General features: G+C 66.0%; 21 protein-coding genes. 2 read left to right on the top strand and 19 right to left on the bottom strand.

Going from position 1 to position 18,749, the window contains the following annotated elements; genetic code table 11:
• Positions 1–3: 3 nt before the first annotated feature.
• The 8 genes from CXY91_RS25140 to CXY91_RS25105 are packed head-to-tail and all read right to left on the bottom strand — an operon-like array spanning position 4 to position 7,591.
• Positions 4–636 (bottom strand): DUF6441 family protein, encoded by a 633-nt coding sequence (locus CXY91_RS25140; protein ID WP_100964379.1) that lies wholly within the window; start codon positions 634–636, stop codon positions 4–6.
• 4 nt (positions 637–640) lie between these two features.
• Positions 641–955, bottom strand: a complete 315-nt coding sequence (locus CXY91_RS25135; protein WP_100964377.1) for a head-tail joining protein — start codon at positions 953–955, stop codon at positions 641–643.
• Position 956: 1 nt separating this feature from the next.
• Positions 957–1,292, bottom strand: coding sequence for a DUF2190 family protein (locus tag CXY91_RS25130; RefSeq protein WP_100964375.1), 336 nt, complete (start codon positions 1,290–1,292; stop codon positions 957–959).
• Positions 1,293–1,340: 48 nt separating this feature from the next.
• The gene (locus CXY91_RS25125) at positions 1,341–3,302 is read right to left on the bottom strand and encodes a prohead protease/major capsid protein fusion protein (protein ID WP_100964373.1); all 1,962 of its coding nucleotides are present in this window, start codon (positions 3,300–3,302) and stop codon (positions 1,341–1,343) included.
• Positions 3,303–3,313: 11 nt separating this feature from the next.
• Complete coding sequence (locus tag CXY91_RS25120; RefSeq protein WP_248307633.1) at positions 3,314–4,834, bottom strand: phage portal protein; 1,521 nt, start codon at positions 4,832–4,834, stop codon at positions 3,314–3,316.
• Positions 4,831–5,040, bottom strand: coding sequence for a phage head-tail joining protein (locus CXY91_RS25115; RefSeq protein ID WP_100964371.1), 210 nt, complete (start codon positions 5,038–5,040; stop codon positions 4,831–4,833). Before CXY91_RS25115 ends, CXY91_RS25120 begins: the two co-directional genes overlap by 4 nt.
• 9 nt (positions 5,041–5,049) lie before the next feature.
• Positions 5,050–7,080 carry a phage terminase large subunit family protein gene (locus CXY91_RS25110; protein ID WP_100964369.1) on the bottom strand — a complete coding sequence of 677 codons (2,031 nt, stop codon included), beginning with the start codon at positions 7,078–7,080 and terminating at the stop codon, positions 5,050–5,052.
• Positions 7,028–7,591 (bottom strand): hypothetical protein, encoded by a 564-nt coding sequence (locus CXY91_RS25105; protein WP_100964367.1) that lies wholly within the window; start codon positions 7,589–7,591, stop codon positions 7,028–7,030. Before CXY91_RS25105 ends, CXY91_RS25110 begins: the two co-directional genes overlap by 53 nt.
• Positions 7,592–7,686: 95 nt before the next feature.
• Here CXY91_RS25105 and CXY91_RS25100 point away from each other — a divergent pair, with 95 nt between their 5' ends.
• A complete protein-coding gene (locus tag CXY91_RS25100) occupies positions 7,687–7,908 on the top strand; it encodes a hypothetical protein (protein ID WP_100964365.1) in 222 nt (73 codons plus the stop codon).
• Positions 7,909–8,000: 92 nt separating this feature from the next.
• Positions 8,001–8,561, top strand: a complete 561-nt coding sequence (locus CXY91_RS25095) for a DUF3489 domain-containing protein (protein WP_100964363.1) — start codon at positions 8,001–8,003, stop codon at positions 8,559–8,561.
• A gap of 25 nt (positions 8,562–8,586) precedes the next feature.
• On the opposite strand, the gene CXY91_RS25090 is transcribed toward CXY91_RS25095, so the two are convergent.
• The 11 genes from CXY91_RS25090 to CXY91_RS25040 form a co-directional block, all read right to left on the bottom strand.
• Complete coding sequence (locus tag CXY91_RS25090) at positions 8,587–8,829, bottom strand: DUF7220 family protein (RefSeq protein WP_100964361.1); 243 nt, start codon at positions 8,827–8,829, stop codon at positions 8,587–8,589.
• Complete coding sequence (locus CXY91_RS25085; protein ID WP_100964358.1) at positions 8,826–10,145, bottom strand: site-specific DNA-methyltransferase; 1,320 nt, start codon at positions 10,143–10,145, stop codon at positions 8,826–8,828. The genes CXY91_RS25090 and CXY91_RS25085 overlap by 4 nt, the downstream gene beginning before the upstream one ends.
• A 374-nt stretch (positions 10,146–10,519) precedes the next feature.
• A complete protein-coding gene (locus CXY91_RS25080) occupies positions 10,520–10,954 on the bottom strand; it encodes a DUF6362 family protein (RefSeq protein WP_100964357.1) in 435 nt (144 codons plus the stop codon).
• A complete protein-coding gene (locus CXY91_RS25075; RefSeq protein ID WP_100964355.1) occupies positions 10,951–11,148 on the bottom strand; it encodes a hypothetical protein in 198 nt (65 codons plus the stop codon). The genes CXY91_RS25080 and CXY91_RS25075 overlap by 4 nt, the downstream gene beginning before the upstream one ends.
• A complete protein-coding gene (locus tag CXY91_RS25070; RefSeq protein WP_248307632.1) occupies positions 11,145–11,678 on the bottom strand; it encodes a crossover junction endodeoxyribonuclease RuvC in 534 nt (177 codons plus the stop codon). Before CXY91_RS25070 ends, CXY91_RS25075 begins: the two co-directional genes overlap by 4 nt.
• Before the next feature lie 410 nt (positions 11,679–12,088).
• Complete coding sequence (locus CXY91_RS25065; RefSeq protein ID WP_199777563.1) at positions 12,089–14,377, bottom strand: AAA family ATPase; 2,289 nt, start codon at positions 14,375–14,377, stop codon at positions 12,089–12,091.
• On the bottom strand, positions 14,374–15,141 hold the full coding sequence (locus CXY91_RS25060) for a hypothetical protein (RefSeq protein WP_100964351.1): 768 nt from the start codon (positions 15,139–15,141) through the stop codon (positions 14,374–14,376). Before CXY91_RS25060 ends, CXY91_RS25065 begins: the two co-directional genes overlap by 4 nt.
• A complete protein-coding gene (locus CXY91_RS30640) occupies positions 15,141–15,554 on the bottom strand; it encodes a DUF6511 domain-containing protein (RefSeq protein ID WP_199777562.1) in 414 nt (137 codons plus the stop codon). Before CXY91_RS30640 ends, CXY91_RS25060 begins: the two co-directional genes overlap by 1 nt.
• Before the next feature lie 12 nt (positions 15,555–15,566).
• The gene (locus CXY91_RS25050) at positions 15,567–17,258 is read right to left on the bottom strand and encodes a DEAD/DEAH box helicase (RefSeq protein ID WP_100964349.1); all 1,692 of its coding nucleotides are present in this window, start codon (positions 17,256–17,258) and stop codon (positions 15,567–15,569) included.
• A gap of 12 nt (positions 17,259–17,270) precedes the next feature.
• Positions 17,271–17,852 (bottom strand): hypothetical protein, encoded by a 582-nt coding sequence (locus tag CXY91_RS25045; RefSeq protein WP_100964347.1) that lies wholly within the window; start codon positions 17,850–17,852, stop codon positions 17,271–17,273.
• 16 nt (positions 17,853–17,868) lie between these two features.
• Positions 17,869–18,747 (bottom strand): ATP-binding protein, encoded by an 879-nt coding sequence (locus CXY91_RS25040; protein WP_100964345.1) that lies wholly within the window; start codon positions 18,745–18,747, stop codon positions 17,869–17,871.
• Positions 18,748–18,749 lie beyond the last annotated feature (2 nt).

Here is an 18,749-nt window from a genome sequence, read left to right as displayed (position 1 = left end):
CTTTCAGGAACGCGGCCAGTGCCGCGCGATCAGGGTTGGCACGCGCGCGGCTTGCCGCTTCGCGATCGCATCGATGTTGAGCCGCTTCCGGAGCGTGACCTGGGGCACGAGCAGGAACACGATTACCGTTGAATGGCCGGTCTTGCGTTTATTCGCTGCCGCCAATCCTCGCGTGTTGAGGCGAGCTGTATCGGCGACCAGCAGCGAAGGGCCGCGCTTGCGATAGACGAAGCGCAGCCGCATGCCGGTGCGCCGCTCCCAGCCGCCGGGGGTGATGCGTGACGCACGCCCGTTCGGTCCTCGCCCGCGCGCCCCGGCGGCGGGTGTCGGGATCGCCAGCCAGAACCCTCGCGCCGAGCGAATGGTGACGCCACGATCGAAGGCGTCGATGAGTTTCGGGGCCTTCGACCAGACGAAGGCTGCGGCCTCGACGCTTTCGCCGACCTCGGGGAACACCTTGCCTCGCCATGTCCGCGAGAGGCGTTCGCCAAGTCCGGAGGCGACAACGTCATCGCGCAAATCCTGCTTAAGGCCGTCGGCGGCATCGCGCATCCCCGACGTAACCGCGCGCTCGATATCCTGCTGCGTGCCCGCCAGCGCCTTGCGCATGTCGGGACGTTCGAGGTTGAAGCGCATGGGATCAGACCTTGACGGCCTCGCAGGTGAGGACGAGCCCCATGGGATCGGATGTGGGCGAGCCGATGATCTTGAAGGTCTCCGTCCCGATCACGACGAGATCGCCCTCATCGATTGCCACAGCTTCGGTCCTGCGCAGGTCGATGAGAACGGTCGCCATCAAGGCGCGGGACGCCCCGAACTCGACCACGGCGTCCGGGCGGCGGCGGACGACGCGGACGGGGACACCCGGGCCGACGCCGCCTGCTTGCCAGAGCGCGGTCTCGCCAACGTTCGGATCGGCGAACAGGATGTCGGTGGCTACGGCGAACGCGTTCACGTCAGAAGCTGCCGTTCAGCCGCACACGGCCAATCGTATCGTTGGCGCCGCCTGCCACCGGTTCGGTCGCAGCGCCGATCAGGGTGTTCGATGCGACCACGGTCGTCGCGAGGCGGGCGGCGTTGTCCCAGTAGATGCGCGCGCCGACGGCCCATGCCTGGGACGGGGCCTTGCGCAGTTCGACGACGCCCTCGGTGAGGGTTTCGACCTCGGCGTTGAGGGCCGCCGATCCGGTCGCGATGCCGAAGATCGCGCCGACCAGCAGTCCATCGCCGGAGGCGACGGCATAGGGGGCGGGAAGCGTGATGGTGTTGCCGGGCTGGATGTAGCCACGCATGGGACTTCTCCGAGAATATCAGGTGTTGAGGAAGAGTTCCGGCGGCGATCAAGCGCCGGGATTGCGGTAGAGGCCGCGCCAGTCGATCGCCTTCGCGCCGAAGTCGAGGCGGCACTTGATCTCGACACCATCAACGTCGAAGCCGTTGCGCGTCTCGATGTAGGCGCCTTGCTGGCCTTCGAGATAGGCGTACTCGATGGTGTCGATCTGGGCGGGGTTCGCGGCGAGATACCAGGCTGTGAGGCTCGCGGCGTCGAGACGAGGCTCGGAGATCGGCGTCAGAGTGCGGATCGAGGACGGGACCACGCTGCCGGTCTGGGCCGGCACCAAGTTCTGCGCCACGAGCTGCTCGGCCGCGAGTTCGAGCGATGCCGGCACGATGAGGTAGGCGGGCCGGACATTGAGGATCGTCTTCTTGTCGAGCCCGGTCTGCCGGGCCATGGCCGCGCGCGCCGCGCCGATCGCGGTGACGCTGAGCGCGGTGGCCGGGTTCGCCAGATTGCCGTGGTTCTGGTGGAACAGCGCGATGGAGTCGCTCATGGCGGCGTTGGCCAGGATGATGCCCCAGACCACATCGCTCTCCAGCGTGGCGATCGCCGTGCCGTACATCGCCGGGATGCGGGTGAAGGCGTCGAGATCGTCGTTGATGAGGACCTGCCGGGTGACCGCGACGACGCGCCCATAGGTCTCGACCCGGTAGCTCTCGCGCCCTTCGGCCAGCGTGCCGCGCTTGAACTCGCCGCCCTCGTTGACCTTCACGAGCTGCGGCGCTTCGCCGAGCTGGACACGGTGCATCGCCTTGAAGTCGGTCGCGAGCACCTGCCGGCAGAAGGGGACATAGGTGCGCGGATAGGCATCATAGGCCTGCCGGAGCGTCTTGCCCGTCACGGCGGCGAGAACCTCGGGAAAATCCGAGGTGGAATGGAGAGCGCGCGTGGCGATCTCGTCGCGCGACATGCCCCGGACATTGACGCCCGAGCTTGAGAGGAACTCACGGGCGTGCTCGACGAGCGTCATGCCGCGATATTCCCGCGCCGGTTCGCTCAAGGGGAAGAGCGTCGGCGAGTAGCGGTGCAGAAGAGCGTTCGACACGGCGTCACGACGGGTGACGCGCTCATCGCGCCCACCGAGCGGGATGCTGACCTGAGGCGAAACCCGCGTCTTCTCGGCGTCGGTCGCAACCTTGTCGAGGATCTCGCTGCGCGCCGCATCGAGCGTGACGCCGCGCTTGACGAGGTCGTCGGCGAAGCTGCGCTCGAGGTGCAGGCGGCCGGCGAGATCGTAGATGGTTCCGACACGCTCGCGCTCCGTGTCGCGCGCACGGGCGGCGATCGCCTCCGCATCGATCACGGGCGTGGTCGGCACGCGATCCTGTGGTTCAGTCGCGGCCTGGCGCGTCTGCGTTTCGGTGTTGTCGGTCACAGCGTCGTCCATGGCTGCTTTCTCCTTGGATGGAGCGTCGGCGCGGTGGACGACGCAGGGGTGAAGAGGTTCGTCGGCACGGAAACCCGCAGCCGGATCAGCGCCGATCGGCACTGCGGAAATCTCGAAGGGCGTCCAATCGACAGCGCGCCACAGCTCGGGCGCGCCCGCCTGCCTGGACACCTCGAAGCGATGGACCTGGTAGCCGATCGAGACCGCCCGGATGTGCCCAGCCTCGACGTCCTTCCAGAGCGGCTCGACCTCGGCCCGGTCGGAGAAGCGGACACGGGCGATGCCGCGTCCGTTCTCGATACGGGCGCTCCCCGGCACGACCGAGCCGATGACGCTGTCGAGCGCGGAGGCGTCGTGCACCTTCAGGAGCGGCGCGCCCGCGTTCAGGCGATCGAGACGGACGGCGCGCGGATCCATCGCCAGTTCTTCGTCGAAGGGATCGCCAAAGAACGGAGTGCGGCGCACGCGGGCACCTGTGGACCAGACGACGTCGATGGTGCGCTCGGCCGCATCGATCGAGGCAGGCAACAGGTCCGCCGCCCGCGTCAGCGGTGGCAGGTCGATGTTTCGGGTCATGGGGCAAAAGCTCAGGTGTCGGGATTGTCGGGTTGGCCGGTGGTGTCAGCCTGCATCACGCCGGTTTTCGTCACGCGCCGCGGATCGCTGTCGAGAATGAGCCCGAGGGCATCGATCTTGGCGTTCATGGCGGCGATCTCGGTGAGCACGGCGTCGGGGTTGTGGCCTTGACGGGCGATGGCCTGCGCCAGCGACATGGTGCCCGAGCGCAACGCCAGGAGATCGGCCATTGCGTCCTTCAGCGGGTCCACGGCTTCGAAACGCGGCGGGGACCATTCGACCGCAATATCCGGCCGAGGCAACTTCCCGGCTGCCCATGCGGCCTGACAGAACCAGACCCACATGGGCTGGCAGAGAACCGGGATGACGATCTGCCATTGGACAGCGTCGATCAGGCGGCGAAACTCCACGAGCCCCGCCCGGATCGATGAATAATTGACCTGACTGAGATCGCCGGTCAGCAACTCGTAGGGCATGCGGAATCCCGCCGCCACGATGTGAAGCTGCGCGCGCAGCCACTCGCCGACACCCGCCGTCGTGGCGGGCTGATTGAAGCGGATGTCCTTGCCGCCGCGTGCATAGGCGATCAGCCCGGGCTCGAACTGCTCGACGCGGTTGCCGTCAGCGTCGACCACGGACGCTGCTATGCCCTGATCCGCCTCGTCGGCGCCAAGCACGATGCCGACGACACAGGCTTCCGTTTTCTTCCGGACGAGCTCGGCCTGCGTCCAGTCATCGAGATCGCGCAGCGCCCGCATCACCGGCGTGCCCCACGGGACGCCTCGGACCTGCGTGCGCTGCTTCTCGTAGAGATGCAGGACCTCGCTCGCCGGGATGGCGAGACTTTCGAGGCGTCGGCGCATGGTGACGACCGCGTCGCCCGGGTGCTGGGCGTGAAGCCAATAGGCGCGGCGTCGGCCCAAGGGGTCGAACTCGATGCCCTGCAGCAGCCGCCCGCCATCGGCGAGGTCGCCGTTGCGGGTGTTGTCCAGCAGATCGGCTTCGATGATCTGGACCTGAAGCGGGACGGCCAGACCATCGCTAAGACGTCGCGGACGGCGGCGGATCAGCACCTCGCCAGCTTCGATCATTTCCCTTACCGCCAGGGTCTGCAGCCCGAAGATGTCGAGTTGCCCGTCGGCGTCGCAGGCGGCGGTCCACTCGGTCCAAAGCCGGTCCACCGTCTCGTCGAGCCTGGCGTCGCCCGTCGCAGCGCGCGGAATGATGCCGCTGCCGACGATGTTGTTGACCAGCACCGAGACAGCCTTCGCCGCATGCGGATTGTTGCGGGTGAGATCGCGCATGCGATCCCGCAACAGGCCGCTGGCGGCGGCGATCTCGGCATCAGCCGATGTTCCCGCCGTTTTCCATCCGTCCGTGCGCCGTCCCTTGGCTGCGCCGTCATAGCCACGGGCATGGCCAGGGATCTTGGCGCTCAGCGCCTCGAAGCTGCGCCGCGCGAGCGCCCGCCTCACGCCTGCCTCGGGTGCGGCCCACGCCACCATCCGGTCGAGGAAGGTGATCTGGCTCACCGGTCGCCTCGTCCGAACCCGGCATAGCCCGCGATGGCGCGCGGCACGCCGGAGGATGCGGTGATCTCGGCCTCGATGGTGCGGATCCGCTTCAGCAGGTCATCCGCCGAGCCATACTCGACTGTCTTGCCGTCATAGCTGACCCGGAGCGTACCGCTGGCATAGGCGCGCTTCAGCGCATCGAGTTCGTCGGTCGTCCAGGCCATGACATATCCTCAGAACCACTTCCCGCGCGGGCCGAGCCAGTCGCTCTGCCGCTTGGTGGATGGCGGGTTTGGACGGGCGAGACGCCCGGCTTCGATGTTCGATTGCGTTTCGTCAGTGTCCGCAGGCTGCGGGCCGACCTGATCTTCGAGGTCTCGCCACTTCTCGTCGGACCAGCGATCGGCTCCGGCGATCCAGACGGCGGCGCGGGCATAGACCCGGCAGTCCAGCGCCTCGTTGCGTTCGCGCACCTTCTGCCATTCGAGCTTCTGGAAGCCGCGCTTGGTGGTGACGGTCACAAGATGCTCGGCCACGAGTTGCTTCACCCATTCGGCGTCAAGGCCCTGGGGCAAGTGCACAAGCCCGGCCGGACCCTGCGCTCCGTCCGCCGCATCCTCGTCGGTCGGCTTCGACAACCGCAGAAAGCGATAGGTCTCGGCCTTGAATGTTGCGACGGCGATCGTCCAGAGCCGCGCGCCGCGGCGGATCTTGCGGCCGCCTTCCGTCGCATCGACAAAGGACGGGCCTGTCACCGGCGCCGTGCGATTGAAGCCTTCGACGCCCTTGATGGGAATGACCTGCGCAAATCCCTGCTGGCGCGCCCATGCATAGACGGCGGGCGCTTCGAACCCTGTGTCGATCGCGAGTTTCGACAGGCTCAGCCGAACGCCATGGGCGTGCGGCCATGTCTGGCCAAGGAGAACCGTCAGAGCCGCCCAAGCCTCGGCGCTGTCCGGGCCGCCGGGGATGACGATGTGGTCCACGAGCCAGCTCGCGAGCCGGCGACCCCAGGCCCAGATCGAGACTTCGATGCGGTCTTTCTGGATGTCTGCGCCCGCCGTGAGGAACAGGCCGCCGCTCGGCACCGTGCCGATGCGCCATGGCTCGCGCCGCTCGTAGAGCCGCTGCCAGTCCGGTGCTTCGCCGGTCTCGATCCAGGTCTCGCCGAGGACGCCGTTCTTGAAGCTGCGCTTGGCTTCGTCGCTGGTCTGCGCAGCGTCCCACATTCGGGCGATGTCAGCCCATGAGAGCCAGCCCACCGGCGAATAGAGCCCCGAGAGATGGTATCCGACCGTTCCCGAATGCGCATTATCGCGCGTCGGTCGCCATTCGCCGGACATCATCAGGGCCGTCTTGTGATGTTCCTCGATCCGGCCCTCACAGGCTTCGCAAGAGTAGTGTGCCGTATGCGGTTGACCCTTCTCCCAGCGCAGACGCTCGAAGCGGAGCCACTGGCGGTGATCGCAATGCGGGCACGCCACGAAGTAGCGTCGCTGGTCGCTCGCCTCGAACTCGCGCTCGATCCGCGACACGCCATGGATCGTCGGCGTCGAGGTGAGAAAGACCTTCGAGCGCCAGGAGAACGTGCGCGTCCGGGCCTCGGCCAAGGCGACAGGATCGCCTTCCTCGTCGGCGGAAGGGGGATAGGCATCGACCTCGTCGAGAAACAGGTAGCGCGCCGGCATCGAGCGCAGGCCGACCGCGCTGTTGGCGCCGGTGATGACCAGAAGCCCCGCCGGGAACTCCTTCGACAGAACCGTGTTGCCGGCGTCGCGCGAGCGCTGCGGCTTGACGCGCTCGCGCAGCACCGGGCTTTCCGCAATGAGCGGATCGATGCGTTGGCGCGAGAAGCGCTTCGCCAGTTCCACCGTCGGCTGGACCGCGAGCATGGGTCCCGGCGCATGGTGGATGACGTAGCCGATCCAGTTGTTGCCGGCCTCGGTCGCGCCGACCTGCGCCGCCTTCATGAAGACGATGCGGCGCGCGGCGTTGCCGGGCGACAGCGCATCCATGATGGCGCGCATGTAGGGTGTGCGATCGGTGCGATACCGCCCGGGCTCGGCCGAAGCGCGGGGGCTCAGGAACCGATGCCGATCCGCCCATTCCGCCACGGTAAGCGTAGGATCGGGCGTGAGCCCATCGCGCCAGGCTTGGACGAGCGCATCGACGCCTTCGAAGGCGAAAAGCTCCTCTGACCGACGGTCCGCGTCAGCGAAAATCTGTGGCGACCTCGGCGAGATCGGCGAGGTGCGCTCGGACATGGGTCTCCAGAACCTTTTGCATCGCGTGCGCTTCGAGGCCGAGTTCCGCTGCCATCAGTGCCGCGATCCGTGCCGGCCAGTTCGCCCATGCATCGCGCTCCTCGCGCGCCAGTCGGAAAACAAGCGCCGTCGCCCGCGCTCGGTCGATGACCTCGCCCTTCATGCGCTGCAGACGCAGACGCCGTTCCTGAGCCTTCAGCACCTCGTTGGCGGTCTTGGCCTGGAGAAACGTGGTCCCGCCGCCAGCCGGCGATGGCGCGATCCCGCTTTCGCGCAGCGTGTCGCCGACTGCGGACAAGGCCGCATCGGGGACGGGCTTCAGCTTGGCCTCGGCTCCATCACGACGCTGCTTCGAGGGGTCGGTCATCGACGCGCGGCGCGCATCGCTGGCCCGCGCATCGATCGAACCATCGGCATGCAGGACGAGCCGTCCCGACATCCTCGCCTTCTGGATCGCGCCCCGCGACAGGCCGACATGGGACGCGTACTGGCGCTCGCTCATGCCCTGCATGTCAGCTCCAAAAACATAATGATTTGATGCACTTATTGCCTTGATAAGCGTCCGGGACAGAGCCTGTATGGGGTCACGAACCAAGGAGACCCCGGATGACCAGCCGCACCAAGAACGCCCAGGCCCTCGACGCTTTCATCGCCCGCAAGGTCGAGATCGACGCCATGCTGGCGCGACTTGTCGCCCTGAGCGACGACCATTTCGACGTTCATCCGGACGAGGTGCATTGGGGCCATGTCGGGACGCTTGCCCACTACGCCGAACTGCTCAAGCGCATCACCGACAGCGCCTTCCGCGAAGGCGAACACGCCGAATGATCCAGTCGACCGTCGCGCCAGCCCCGCGCTTGCGGGGCTTGGCCTCGTAGAAGCCCCGCGATGGTCGCGGCGCTCTCGAACTGGAGGTTCCGATGACACAGCTTTCCGACACCCAAGCCATAATCCTGAGCGCCGCCGCACAGCGGCCCGAGCGCATTGCCCTGCCGCTGCCCGACAGCCTGCGGGGAGGAGCAGCCGCCAAGGTCGTCGGCGCGATGATCGCGAAGGGGCTGATCGAAGAGGTCGAAGCAAACTCACGCCGGGGCGAACCGCTCTGGCGCGAAACCGGTGACGGCCACGGAACGACGCTGGTCGCGACCGATGCTGGCCTTGCCGCTATCGGGATCGAGCCGGATGATGCCGAAACCGCGCCCACGATCACGACCGAAGCGCCGAAGGCGGATCCCACGCCGGACGCTGCTTCCGAAGCCGCGCAATCGACGCGCACGCCACGCGCCGGGACCAAGCAGTCCGCGCTGATCGCCATGCTGCGCGCGCCGGAAGGCGCAACCATCGAGGAAATTACAGCCGCTACCGGCTGGCAGGCCCACACGGTGCGCGGCGCGATTGCCGGAGCACTCAAGAAGAAGTTCGGGCTCGATGTCACATCGGAAAAGGTTGAAGCGCGCGGACGGGTGTACCGGATCGTCTGACTCGAACATTCCAAAGCCGTCGAGGTCAGGCCTCGGCGGCTTCCTTGATCTCCCGGCATACGCGCAGTCCCTCGAATATTCTTCGAAGGCAATAGGATCGGCCGATCGACACTGCGGTGAAGATCGCGCCGATCGTCATATTCTCGGCAAGTGTCGTGTGCAGCCCGAACAGGGGAAAGACGAGCAGCTGTGTGACGACGGCAAGCCCATAGCCTACCGCGACGTTGACGAGAGACTCGGCCAGCGACATGGCGCGCGATTGCTTCATGCGGCCGGGTCCTGAAGATGCGCGGTCTCGCCGAGCCGCTCGGTCCTCACCTGCGAGAAGGTCCGTCCGTCGCCGTCGAGGATCGCCTCGCGTCCGGTGTCGGCCTGCCAGCGCTCGATGGCGACATCGACATAAGCCGGGCTGATCTCCATCGCGAAGACACGGCGGCCATTGGCTTCGCCCGCCATGATCTGCGAACCTGAACCGGAAAACGGCTCGTAGCAAAGCCCGCCCCGCGCCACATGCTGACGCATCGGGATACCGAAGGCATCGAGCGGTTTCGGCGTCGGGTGATCTGGTCGATCGTCCTTGGCGAAACTCGGTAGCGCCCATGTCGAGGGCAGCGTTTCCTCGGCCACCTTCGGCGGGCGCTTGCCCTTGATCCAGCCCATGAAGCAGGGCTCGTGCTTCCAGAGGTAGTGCGACCGGGTCAGAACTCCGCGGTCCTTCACCCAGATGATCTGCTGATGGACGAACGCGCCCGCCTTCTCCCAGCAGGCTTCCAGCATCGCCTGGCGGCGCGAGGCGTGCCAGCAATACCAGGCGGCGTCTTCCGCGATCGCCTCGGCAACGGCCGCCGCGATGAAGCCGTCATATAGCTCCGCGCCCTGGCTGCTGTCATCCCAGGTGACGCCGTAGGATGGCGACCAGTCCTTGTTGCGGGTCGGATGGTTCGAGCCGTCGTAGTCGACGAGATAAGGCGGGTCGGTGGCGAACAGGATCGCCCGCTGGCCATTCATCAGGCGGCGGACATCGGCGGCACTCGTGCTGTCGCCGCAGAGCAGCCGGTGATCGCCCAGCGTCCACAGATCGCCGAGGCGAGATGCCGGATTGCGCGGCGGTTCCGGGATAACGACGGGGGCGACGCCCGTAGCGTCGGATGTCTCGGCGCCCGGTTCCAGCGCGAGCAGCCGGTCGAGCTCGCCATCGGAGAAGCCGATCAGCGAGAGGTCGAATTCATCGGCGACGAGTTCCTGCAGTTCGCCGGAAAGAAGCGCTTCGTCCCAAGCCCCGAGTTCGGTCAGCTTGTTGTCGGCGATGCGATAGGCGCGACGCTGCGCTTCGGTCAGATGGTCGAGCACGATGACCGGCGCTTCGGTGAGGCCGAGCTGCTCAGCCGCCATGATCCGGCCATGGCCAGCAATGACCTCGCCATCGCTCGACACCAGCACCGGGACGGTCCAGCCGAACTCCGCCATGCTGGCGGCGATCTTGGCGACCTGGTCCGAGCCATGGGTCTTGGCGTTGCGCGCATAGGGGCGCAGGCGGTCGAGCGGCCAGGTCTCGATCGCTTCGGGGGCGAAGCTGAGGGTCATGATGTCCGGTGATGGCTGGGCGTGTCGTCGTCGATTGGCCGCTGGATGCCGGATGCCGAGCCGGACTCCGCGAAGGGTCCAGGCATGGCAGGCGTCATAAGGCAAAAATGCTTGTGTTCGTCGGGACTTCCGAGCGGCCATGAAAGGCGCTGGACTCCGGGTGGCTTCCCAAAAAATCCGGCCTGGCGCTAGCGACGTTTCGCGCCGCGCCCCCCCGCATACGATAGGGGCTGGGAAGGAACCAAACTTGCTGGGCAGGTCGGGATAGCGAAGCTCATTGAGCGCGTCTGTCCTGAGGATAGCCCGAAATCTACCCTGAACCGGCATTTCTGTCCGCGCGAAAACTGTCCGGCGGACACTTTGCTCGCCGCTACTCACCGCTGCGCCGCGCCAGCCAGTTCGATCACCTTGCGCTTCGAGTAGCTACGGTTGAGCCGCCGTCCATTAAGCCGGAAAGCGATGACGCACAGCGCGTAGAGCCAATGCTGGTGGGCGGCAGAGCGCTGCAAGCCGACAGTCCAGCAGATCGTCTTCCAGCGCTCGCCGTAGGCACGCATCCAGATGATCTTGCCCTCGACCGGATCCAGCCCGACGGTCCAGCTCAGCGTCTCCTCCATCCTGCTGATGGCCGCAGGCGACGGAAGCACACGCATCGGCTTCGGCTCTTGTGCGACCTTGTCGGCAAAGCCGTGGATGATCTCGGGCCATGTGCTGAAGTATCCCTGCCGCCGGGGTTCAGGCAGGCGCTTGAGCACGAAGGCCGCTTCGGCGAGACGTGCTTCGACAAGGCTTGGCGCCCAGTTGGTCATCGACGCGCCTCCTTGGGCTGATTGCGATCGCCATAGAGCTTCTCGCCGAGTTGCCGGATCAGTTCACGTTCGGGCCAGGTCAGGCGGGCATCGTCGATCGACACCGCAAGGACGCGCTGCTCGCGCCAGCCATCGCGCTTGACGTCTTCAGGGCTGCGGCGTTGGCCGCCATATCCTCGTGGTGACCACCTCACAGCACACCTCCCCGGGTCTCCATCGCCCAGAGCAGGATGGCGATCGCGTCGGCCTCGTTGTCGTCGGTAGGCCGGAAGCCGCGCGCTGTGACGGCGGCGAGCACCGCGTGCTTGTCGGCGTTGCCCTTGCCGGTCGCAAAGCGCTTGATGGTGCCGACCGGAACGCCCTGATAGGCGACCTGCTCACGCTCGCACCACGCGGTCAGTGTTGCCAGGAAACCGCCGTAGAGATGGGCGGCATCCGTGCCAACATGCCGACGGACTTCCTCGAAGTAGATCGCGGCCAGGCCGTCATTGTGGTGGACGAGCGTATCGAGCCAGCGCTGGAAGCGCAGATAGCGCATGCCGCCGCCATCATAGCGGCTGGGTCGGAAGGAGACCGTGCCGCTCTGGACGATGCCGCCAACGAGGCTTGCCCAGCCCGTGGTGGTGCCAAGATCGAGGGCGAGGATGCTGCTGCCCGCAGATGCAGAGCCGATGGATGCAGGTTGGCAGTCGGCGACAAGGACGGGTGATGGATGCATGCTCATGCTGGTTGATCCTGTTCGAGTGTTGTCGGGGATGAGAGATTTGCCGCACGCCACGCACGCGCAGCACCTTGGGGTGGGTTTGGGAGACCCCGCCTGCGGCGGTCTCCCCCACCCCTGAAGGGGGTGGCTTTGCCCCCCTGAACTTGCTGGCCACGCCAAGTCATTGACGTGGAAGAGGAAATTCCAGTTTCGGGAGTTTCGGCCAGCACTCGCTGTCCAATCTGATTGCAGCGCAGCAGATCTGGCTCGCGCGCAGTTGCGAGGGAGCAGTTTGGGCATCGCGCCCAATCTGGTCTCGACGGGGTGGAGCGCAGTTCGGCGCGGGGATGACGGAGCAGTTTCGGAACCGCACCCCATCTGGTTCAATCTGGCCGGAGCGCAGGCCTGCGCGAGGTGCGACGCGAGCGCGATCATGACGGTTCGCCCTCCGGATAGACCCAGAGATGCGGGTTCTCGACCTCGAGCAACGCGCCGGTCTGGGGCGATTTGTAATGGGTCGGCAGGACCGCGATGGTCGCCTGCGAGACCTCGCCGGTTTCGGGATCGACCGCTTCGCCGTCCGTCGGAATGGCCATCGCTTCGACGCACAGAAACCCGAAACGGGACCGGGACGGGCCAAAGCCATAGGGCGCGCCGTCGCGGACGAATTTCACGAAGCCCTTGGTGGCAAGCACGTTCAGGCGATCCCGGATCGTGTCCTTGCCGCCAAGCCCGCCGCGGTTCTCGAACGCCTCCGCGAACTGGTTGATGGTGTAGAGTCGACCGGCCAACGCTTCGTCGAGAAGAATGCCGAGGATGACATCGTGCTTGCGCACTCGCTCGGCATCGAGCCGTTCGCCCAGCGATTTGCGCACCAGCCGCTCGCCCGAACGGTCGACTTCCATCCAGCGTCCGTCGGTCTTGTCGATGATCTTCGGCTCGATGCCCGGGCCGTTGCGCAGCTCGAAATGCAGCATCCGCTCCGGACGTTCTTCGTCCGGCCGGTGCATGATGATGCCGGAGGTATAGAAGCTGCGCAGGCTTCCAGCGCCCGAGAGCGCCATGAACGGATCCTCGGCCAGCTGCTTCTTGGTGATCTTGCGGGTGTGGTGGCAGAGGATCAGACCGGCGTCCGGCGCCACCGAATCCCTGAACACCTCGACACGTTCCTGCAGGAAGAACAGCATCGCCGTGTTGTCGTTCTCGCCGCCGCCGTCTGGACCGCCATCGAAGAGGTTGCGGATCGGGTCGATGCAGAGGATGTCGGGCGCGCCATGGCCGTAATGCGCTCGGGCGGCGGCCACGGCGCGCGAAACACCGCCCGCATCGAGCAGCATTCGGACCTTCGGTGTCGCGACCAGATTGTCGCGGGCGGCGGCGAGCAGCGCCGGGTCGAGCCGGATACCCTGAAGCCGCTCGCGCAGATAGTGGTACTGGATCTCAGCCTGCAGATAGAAGATCCGCAACGGGCGGCACGGCGCGAAGCCGAGGAACGGAATGCCGGCCGCCATGTGCACCAGCAGGCTGATCAAGAAGTCGCTCTTGCCGACTTTGGGCGCGCCGCCAAGGACCAGCATTCCACCTGGCGTCAGCACGCGCGGGCCGATGATGTCGTCCGGCATCGGGCTCCTGTCGTCGAGGAGCGCACCGAGCGTGAAGGTTGGCAATGGCGACATCGGCGAAACCGCCAGCCGCTCCAGTGGCGGACCGTGCCTTTCTTCGTGCAAGCGCCAGAGGCGCTGCGCCTCCGTCGCGAGCCTCTCCAGCGGCCAGCTCGGGCGCAGCATTGCGGCGTTGTACTGGCAGATCGCCTCCCAGGCCTCGTCGCGACCCATGCGCCCCTCATGGGCCAGCCGGATGAAATGGCCGATGGCAGCGCTTGCACCCTGAAAACGCGTCCATGCGTCCTCGCTGCCTTCCCGAACCGGCGTTGTCAGAACATCGGCAATGGACGGCTTCGCTGCGGTTGGTCCCGGTTCTGATCCGACACCGACAAGAGGCGGCATGGCGTCGACCCGTTCCGCGAAATCGCGCAGGTCCACCTCGACATGCGGGTTGTGGCGACGGATGGTGACGAGCCGCTTGAAGCCGCCCTTGTGATAGATGGATCCCGCCAGACGGATCGGCTGGTGCGCCGATCGAAAATGCGTGTCGCCACCAACCTTGACCGCGATGTCGCCGCGCAACCGGCACAGCAGCGCGATATCCTCGGCTTCCGCAGGCTCGGTCAGGCGCCACCAGACATGCAGCTTGTCGAGACCGTCCGGCGTGCGGCCTCCGCTTTCGACGATCAGCGTCGGCTCGCCCAGATGCCGGATCAGGTGGTCGAGTTTGGTCGCGATATCACCGGCGTCGAGATCGACCAGCACCGTTTGCATCTGGCGCACGTCGGCGGACTTGGCCTTGCCGCTCTCGGCCACCGTTCCCGGCACCACATAGAAGGCAGCACCTTCGCGCGCCGCCCAACCTGCGAAAGCGATCGCCTTCTTGAGCAGGTTTGCGTCGGCTTCGATCCAGGCATTGTGCGGGCGACCGTCGATCCCCTGGCCCTTGTCGATGAAGCCCCGCAGCGGCACCCAGCCGTCGCAATAGCCGAAGACGACATCGAGAAAGATGGCGATCTGCTCGGCGTCCGGCTCGACGTCGAACGGATCAACCTGCGGCGTCGCATCGTTGAAGTCGCGCCAGGCATCGAGGGAAACGACGTTGTGATCGCTCATGCCGGCAGCCCCCAGCAGCGCTGGCCCCACGGGCACATCCGGCATTCGTGAAAATCGCGCGTGGTCGCGATCCGGGGCAGCAGTTCGCCCGCGTCCGTCGCCTGCAGGATCCGGACGGCGCGATCACTCATCCGTTGGGCAAGACCGGCATCGAAGGCCACAAGCTCGTGGTGCAGTTCGGCCGTGTCCTTGTTGATGGCAGTGAACAGAGCCGGATTGGAACAGATGCCGGGGACGCTTCCTTCCATGTAGGCCTGGTAGAGGGCGATCTGCGCCGCATAGACCGGCTTGGCGATGACGACGCCTTTGGCGACGGTCTCGCGCCAGTTCCTCGCGTTCATGGTCTTGCATTCCCAGAGCGCGGGAACGGCAAGGCCCAGTTGGCCGGGGGCTGCCGCGATGATCCCGTCGACATGACCGCGAACACGGCCACCGGCGATCGAGAAGCCGAACTGCGCCCCGTCGGGTCGATTGCCCTTGCGGGTGTAGAGATCGAAGCCCGCACCACGGAGCCAGCGGACGGCCAGATCTTCAAGCGCATGCCCGATTTCGAAGATCCGCAGCGTCTGGCCGTCGAAGTCGGAGCCTCCGTCCTTCGGCGCACCGGCGAATTCGAACTGCAACGCGCGCTCGCAAGGCTGCCCGAGCCGCGATCCACCCAGATAGGTCCGGGGCGGCGTCACGGCGCGTGCGGCATCGAGGCTGTCGTCGATCAGCCCGTTGATGCGTTCGGCGATCAGGGAGCGGTGATTGAAGTCGAGCATCAGAATGGGATCTCCGCATCCCCGCGCGTTTCGGCAGAGCCTTGGGCGATGGCGCGCATGGCATCCTGAAATCCGCCGACGGCGACTTCGATCAGGGTTCGAACCTGAGCTTCCGAGAGATCGGCGAGCCGGGTTTGCCAGCCGATCTCCTCCATGATCTCGGCAATCGGCTTCATGCTGGCGCGGATGGCCGCCTTTTCCTGTTCGGTGAGGTCAACCATGGCCCAGCGCTCCCGCGCCAAGCGCGTCCAGAAGCCTTGGCAGGCGATCGAGCAGAACCAGACCGAGGGGCGCGGCTGCCTCGATCGCACCGGGTCGAACCAGCCAAAGCCACGGTTCGGACAGCGGCAAACGGCGCAGAGCGTCCCACGCGGATGCCAGAGGCGCAGACGATCCGAGGATGTCATGTTCATGGGGGCGCTCCATCATGCAGCCCTCCCGATCAGGTCAGCGGGAGCGGCGTCCGCTGCGCCGAAGACGAGCGAGCGAATGGCGTCGCGGTTGAAGCGGAACGCGAGGAGCGCCGATGCCTGGTAGCGCGTGAGCCCGAAATCCTGCCGGTACTCGGGCGGCAGGAACGAGAGCTGCTTGTCAGTCGGCGGCTGGTTCAGCCACCGCCTGGTCTTGTGGGCGCTCTCGTCGCTTTCGTGTTCGTTCAGCCAGTCATCGGCTGCCGCGAGGCAGACCGTGCGCTCGCCTGCCGCCAGCAGATGCGGCCGCTGCTTTTGCACTCCGCCGATGCCGTACCAGCGGCCATTGAGAAAGAAGACTCCGCCCCAGGCATTGAAGCCGCTGGCGATGAGCGCGGCATCGTCGCCGAAAAGATCGCACCACCGGAAACTCGACCGCTTCAGGAGGTCGATCTCCGACATCACGAACTCGCCGAGCGGCGTAGCCTCGCCGGTATATTCCCGTTCCCAATGGTGGCCGCAAAGCGGACACTCGGTTGTGGCGAGCGGCACGACGGCGCCGCATTCGGGGCAGTCCTTCGTCGGCGCCTCGCCAGTGGGCTCGCGACCGTTCAGGTCAACGTCCTGTTCGAGCGATCCGTGAAGCAGCGTCGATGTGCCGAAATCGAGGACGATGCAGTCGGTCTTCAGAACACCGGGATGTTCATCCAGCGAGACCGTGCGCAGTCCGCGGCCGATCATCTGGATCATCGTCGACTTGTAGGAACTCGGCCTCAGGAGGACGACGCAGCTCGTGGGGGGATGATCCCAGCCTTCGGTCAGAACCGCGACGTTGACCACCACGCGAAGATCGCCTGCCGCATAGGCCGCGAGCACGGATTTGCGCTCGGCATCCGGCATTTCGCCATGGATGAGCTCGGCAGGAATTCCCGCGCCATTGAATGCCCGGGCGACATTGCGGGCATGGTCGACGGTGGAGCAGAAAACGACCGTCTGCCGATTTCCGGCCTTTTCCTGCCATTGCCGAATGACGGCATCGGTCACCGGAGTCCGGTTCATGATCGCATCGACTTCGCTCATGTCGAAGTCATCGGCGGTGCGCCGCACCTTGGTGAGCTCATCCTGGACACCGACGTCGATGACGAAGGTGCGCGGCGGCACGAGATGGCCGGAGGCAATCAGTTCGCCGATGCGGATCTGGTCCGCGACATTCGAAAAGACGCCACGAAGGCCGCGCTTGTCGCCCCGGTTGGGCGTTGCAGTGACCCCATAGATCCGGCAGGCGGGATTGCTCTGCAGCGCCTGGTCAATGATCCGGCGATAGCTATCGGCCGCGGCATGATGCGCCTCGTCGATCACCAGAAGATCGAGTGCCGGCATCGCCTCGAGATTGCAGGAGCGCGCCAGCGTCGGAACCATTGCGAAAGTCACTTGTCCTTTCCAGGACTTCTCCCGGGCATCGACGACGGACGTGGAGAGACCGGGAACGACACGGCGGAACTTGTCGCAGTTCTGGTCGGTAAGTTCGTCGCGATGGGCGAGGACACAGGCCTTGGCATCGGGATCGGCGATCATGCGCCCTGCGACAGCCGAGAGCATGATCGTCTTGCCAGCCCCGGTCGGGGCCACGGCGAGCGTGTTTCCGTGTTGCGACAGCGCACTGACGCTTCGCTCGACGAACAGTTTCTGGCGGGGTCGCAGCAACATGGGTAGCGGCCCTCACTGCGCCCAGGAGGGACGGATGCCCGGCTGCGGCATCGAAGCCTGCGCGGATTGCGGCTGCGGAGCCGTCGCCCTTGCCGCTGCGCCCGCCAGCGGCGCGTATTCCTTGTGGTCCGGCGTGACGGCGGCGCGGATCTCGTTCTTCTCCTCGCCGTTGGTGTCGGTCCCGACATCGATGCGGGCCACGAACTCCAGCCCGTCGAGATCGGCGAAGCCGCTGATGCGTCGGGCGGACTGGGCCTGAGGCGAAGAATCCTTGTCGGAAATGCCACGGGCGGAATTCAGCATGCCGCGGATCAGGCTGCGGCCCATATTGGCCCAGTCGGGACCCTTCGGGCTGTAGAGCCCGATCAGCGTGAAGATCTTGCGCCTCGCATAGGGCCCTTCGAGCACGGTGAACTCGCCGGACAGATAGACCGAACCGGTCGTGCCACGCGTCGCGTAGCCTCCGGTCCAGCCCTGAGTCGGGTCGTCGAAGCCGCCCGGGCGGATGGTGAGGCGCACCTTGGCCAGCGTGCCCTTCGGGATGATGTTGCTGTTCTGCTTGGCGTCGTTGAAGTCGTTCCAGGATCCAGACATGGCTGGTTGCTCCTCTTCAGGCGTTTTCGGGATGGGTGATGTCAGTCGTGGGGTTCGCGGCGTCCGGCCGGCTGAACGCCAGGCGCTCGGCGGCGGGCTTCACGGGGCCGCGGATCTTCGTCATCAGCCGACCGAGATGCGGCTCTTCGACGGGCGACAGACGCCCTGACCGGTCCTTGGCGGGAAAGCCCCACGGATTGATCGTGTGGCAGACGAAGGCGCGATAGGGCGTGCCCGCGTCGTCCTTGATCTCCGCCATCGTCAGCACTTCATCGACGATGCCGGGCAGTTCGAGGCCGGTCTTCGAACCATCGATCTGCGGCTGGAAGATGCGCCGGTTGAAGTCGTCCAGCTTCTCGTCAAGGATGCCGACGAACCAGACGTTCTTCGCCCGAGTGTGCTGGAGGTGCGTGAGCCACGCGATCATCTCGCGGCCATGCAGGCCGTAGGCGCCGCGAATGTCGGGCTTGCCGGTCTTTTCGGAGAAGGCGTCGGGCTGGCCCTTGCACCACTGGAAGCACAGACGGCCGGCAACCGTGATCGAGTCGATGAAGACCGTCCGGTAACGATCCATGACGCCGGGATCGCCGAAACGCTCGCTGACCGCCGCGAAATGCGCGGGGCTGTATGCCTGGTCGTCGCGCAGCGCCGGGTTCGGCCCGCCGATGAACACGGCGAAGTCGCGGCATTCGGGCCAGGTGCGCGGACGCACCGTGTCGCCGGGCCATCCTTCGATGGCAAGGTCACCCGCCTCGAGGTCCATGAACAAGGTGGTCTCTGCATCGAGCGTCCAGAGAAGCGAGGTCTTGCCGATGCCGGACTTGCCGAAGATCGTGCCTTTGATGCCGCGAGGTTCCGTGAGCCGCTGGTCGGCGGTGATGATGGGGAGCGCCATGA

This window comes from Allobosea sp. FBZP-16 (assembly GCF_002831785.1).
Classification (GTDB): Bacteria; Pseudomonadota; Alphaproteobacteria; order Rhizobiales; family Beijerinckiaceae; genus Allobosea; species Allobosea lupini.
Note: the sequence above shows the minus strand (reverse complement) of the source record. Positions and strands in the feature narration are given on the sequence as shown.

What these genes read in the sequence shown, in the direction of transcription:
- CXY91_RS25090 (WP_100964361.1), bottom strand. Translation starts at nt 8,829, where the DNA reads ATGAAGCAATCGCGCGCCATGTCGCTGGCCGAGTCTCTCGTCAACGTC.
- CXY91_RS25105 (WP_100964367.1), bottom strand. Translation starts at nt 7,591, where the DNA reads ATGCAGGGCATGAGCGAGCGCCAGTACGCGTCCCATGTCGGCCTGTCG.
- CXY91_RS25140 (WP_100964379.1), bottom strand. Translation starts at nt 636, where the DNA reads ATGCGCTTCAACCTCGAACGTCCCGACATGCGCAAGGCGCTGGCGGGC.
- CXY91_RS25065 (WP_199777563.1), bottom strand. Translation starts at nt 14,377, where the DNA reads ATGAGCGATCACAACGTCGTTTCCCTCGATGCCTGGCGCGACTTCAAC.
- CXY91_RS25050 (WP_100964349.1), bottom strand. Translation starts at nt 17,258, where the DNA reads ATGTTGCTGCGACCCCGCCAGAAACTGTTCGTCGAGCGAAGCGTCAGT.
- CXY91_RS25115 (WP_100964371.1), bottom strand. Translation starts at nt 5,040, where the DNA reads ATGGCCTGGACGACCGACGAACTCGATGCGCTGAAGCGCGCCTATGCC.
- CXY91_RS25080 (WP_100964357.1), bottom strand. Translation starts at nt 10,954, where the DNA reads ATGACCAACTGGGCGCCAAGCCTTGTCGAAGCACGTCTCGCCGAAGCG.
- CXY91_RS25040 (WP_100964345.1), bottom strand. Translation starts at nt 18,747, where the DNA reads ATGGCGCTCCCCATCATCACCGCCGACCAGCGGCTCACGGAACCTCGC.
- CXY91_RS25110 (WP_100964369.1), bottom strand. Translation starts at nt 7,080, where the DNA reads ATGTCCGAGCGCACCTCGCCGATCTCGCCGAGGTCGCCACAGATTTTC.
- CXY91_RS25060 (WP_100964351.1), bottom strand. Translation starts at nt 15,141, where the DNA reads ATGCTCGACTTCAATCACCGCTCCCTGATCGCCGAACGCATCAACGGG.
- CXY91_RS25130 (WP_100964375.1), bottom strand. Translation starts at nt 1,292, where the DNA reads ATGCGTGGCTACATCCAGCCCGGCAACACCATCACGCTTCCCGCCCCC.
- CXY91_RS30640 (WP_199777562.1), bottom strand. Translation starts at nt 15,554, where the DNA reads ATGAACATGACATCCTCGGATCGTCTGCGCCTCTGGCATCCGCGTGGG.
- CXY91_RS25085 (WP_100964358.1), bottom strand. Translation starts at nt 10,145, where the DNA reads ATGACCCTCAGCTTCGCCCCCGAAGCGATCGAGACCTGGCCGCTCGAC.
- CXY91_RS25045 (WP_100964347.1), bottom strand. Translation starts at nt 17,852, where the DNA reads ATGTCTGGATCCTGGAACGACTTCAACGACGCCAAGCAGAACAGCAAC.
- CXY91_RS25125 (WP_100964373.1), bottom strand. Translation starts at nt 3,302, where the DNA reads ATGACCCGAAACATCGACCTGCCACCGCTGACGCGGGCGGCGGACCTG.
- CXY91_RS25070 (WP_248307632.1), bottom strand. Translation starts at nt 11,678, where the DNA reads ATGAGCATGCATCCATCACCCGTCCTTGTCGCCGACTGCCAACCTGCA.
- CXY91_RS25095 (WP_100964363.1), top strand. Translation starts at nt 8,001, where the DNA reads ATGACACAGCTTTCCGACACCCAAGCCATAATCCTGAGCGCCGCCGCA.
- CXY91_RS25100 (WP_100964365.1), top strand. Translation starts at nt 7,687, where the DNA reads ATGACCAGCCGCACCAAGAACGCCCAGGCCCTCGACGCTTTCATCGCC.